General features: G+C 21.0%; 1 protein-coding gene and 1 pseudogene. Both read left to right on the forward strand.

Annotated features, from left to right (window positions below; translation table 4 throughout):
- Positions 1-128 precede the first annotated feature (128 nt).
- A pseudogene (locus EHV01_RS04620) lies at positions 129-863 on the forward strand (type IV secretory system conjugative DNA transfer family protein); the annotation flags it as partial.
- A 357-nt stretch (positions 864-1,220) separates the two neighbouring features.
- Positions 1,221-2,555 carry an Mbov_0401 family ICE element transposase-like protein gene (locus EHV01_RS04625; RefSeq protein ID WP_422066421.1) on the forward strand — a complete coding sequence of 445 codons (1,335 nt, stop codon included), beginning with the start codon at positions 1,221-1,223 and terminating at the stop codon, positions 2,553-2,555.
- The last annotated feature ends 99 nt before the right edge of the window (positions 2,556-2,654 follow it).

Consider the following 2,654-nt stretch of genomic DNA (forward strand, 5'->3'; position numbering starts at 1 on the left):
TKMNNTGTAATTATTTTTTTCATTAATTATTTACCTCCATATATTAAAAATATACCTAATTTTAGGTATATTTTATAAATATCAAGAGTTTTCGACAAAATTAAAGACAAAAACTAGAAAAACCAGTATATTTTATTTTAGATGAATTTGCTAATTTAACAAAAATAAACAACATTGAAAAATGAGTTAGTATTTCTCGCAGCAGAAACATATTTTTTCAATTTATTTTACAAGATATTAACCAATTAAAATTAAATTATGGTGATACAATAACAAAAATTATTTTAAATAACTGTGGGATGCATATTTTCTTACATACCAACGATTTAGAAACAATAAAATATTATAGTGAATTATTTGGAACAAAAACAATAGAACAAATTAGTATTAATGAAAATAAAAGCAATATTAGTATTTCAAAAAATTTAAAAAGTCACCCCCTGATGTTAACTAGTGAATTAGCAAATTTAAAACAAGGACAAGGAATTGTTAAAATATCACGCTATAACCCAATGAAAATAACTTTAAAGCTATGAAAAGATTTAAATTTATTAGAAAAAACAAACACATTTCAATTAAAAGATATTGAATATATAAATTTCAATAAAGAATATTTTTATGATATTAAAAATAACAAAAAAGAAATGAAAGAAAATGAAACTAATGACTTTGCTGATTTAACAACAGAAGAAATTACAACAAATATTAATAATTTAAAAATGCAATTAAGAGAGTATGAAAATACAAATTACAAATCTATTCAAAATAAAACAATGATAAATTTACTTTTACAAAAAATCAAAAACCTTGAAATAGAATTAATCAAAAGACAAGAAACCGATAATTATTCTGAAAAAGAATAATTATTTTTTATAAATAGTAAGATTTCACAAAGTGGTCAAGCTGGAACACTAAAAAATAAACGAAGTGGGAGGATATCTGTAAGGTTAATCAACTAATTTAATTAGTACTACATGGGGCAGAAGCGTACTCACAAGTGATTAACTAAACCAATGCCTAAGGTAAACTCTGCCTAAATGATAAAAAAACAATAAAGTTATTCAACAAATAACTAGTAAAAAATAAAAGAAAAAAGATAAAAAGGTTAATTAATTTCTCTCTTTCTCTCAATAAAAAATCTGATTCTGACTGCTGACAAATTATTTGAAGCAGTATAAAATTTTACTATCATGAAATGATGATTTATAGGAGAAAAATATATGTTTTTAAATAGTTTGATAAAAGATATAAACTTTGTTGAAGAAGTAAATATTGATGTTAATTTCATAGGAAAACAAAAAATGAAAGAAAAATATGAAAACCTTGATCAAGAATTAAGAGAACAAAATTGTAATGGTAAAAATGGTTTTATTTTATGAGGAAAAAAAGATAAAATGATAAAAACTCACTTTGGCAATATTATAATTAAAGCTTCTAGATTTCGTTATTATGATGATAAAGTAAATAAATTTAAAACAACCACTTTATTAAATAAAGCAATTGGATTAAAAAATAATCAAACAATTATTTTAAGTGTTAAAATATCAATTTGAAAAGAAATGGATAGTGCTAAAAGACAAAGAGATATTAAGGATATTTTTCCGAATTTAAAGATATCTAATATGTCAATTACAAACATTAATAAAGAAATTGATTTTGCTAAATTATTTAAAGAACATTCAAAAACAAAAACCGAAAAAATCAATGTTCAAACACCATATTTGTATGCTGGAGTTGATGATTCTTTTAGTAATTTAACAAAATATAAAAAAATAGAAAAAAATATGTTTAGAGTAGCGTATTTTCATACCGGATATGATGAAATAAAAAGCACTAAAAATAAAAATGTTTTAAGAGATAAAAAAATTTTTATTGTAATGAAATCAGTAAAAAATAAATATTATCTTATTAAAAAATATAAAAAAGAATTTTTAAATTTTTTACATCAAAATTATAATATTGAAAATTGTAAATTAACGTTGGCAGGCGATGGAGCGACATGAATTCAAAAATTTGCTAATAAAATTGGTGCAATTTATATTTTAGATGAATTTCACTTAATGAAAGAATTAAAAACAATTTTTCCTTATCGAAGAAAAAAACCTACGAAAAATTTAACAGATAATGAAAAAATCAGAAAAGAAATTTATTGAGATATGAATAAACTATTTAAAGATGGTGACCCTGATGAAGCAATGAAATATTTAAAAAATTTAATAAAAATCAAAAATATTAAACAATATCCATTTTTGAAAGATAAAAAAGAAGACATAAAAAAATTTATTAATTATATTAATAAAAGAAAAGACGGAATTAAGGTTTATAAAGAAGAATGATATACAGGTTCTTGTACTGAATCACAAATTTCGCATAATGTCAAATGATTAAAAGGATATGGTTCTAAATCATATAGTGAAAAAGTTTTTAAAAATATGATTACAATGAAAATGGCGAAAGAAAACAATATTAATTTAATTGGATTCTATATTGAAAAGTTAAATAAAAAACTGCAAAAAGAACATAGTTATTATTTTAAAAATAATGTCCTGAATTAAGAAAAGAGGGTATGAAAATGATAAATAATGATGGCAATTTTTTTAATAATCTTATTAATTTATTATATATACAGAGTATTGAAATTATTCAACAAWKAW

Source organism: Spiroplasma sp. hy2 (assembly GCF_044714365.1).
Taxonomy (GTDB): domain Bacteria; phylum Bacillota_I; class Bacilli_A; order Mycoplasmatales; family Mycoplasmataceae; genus Spiroplasma; species Spiroplasma phoeniceum.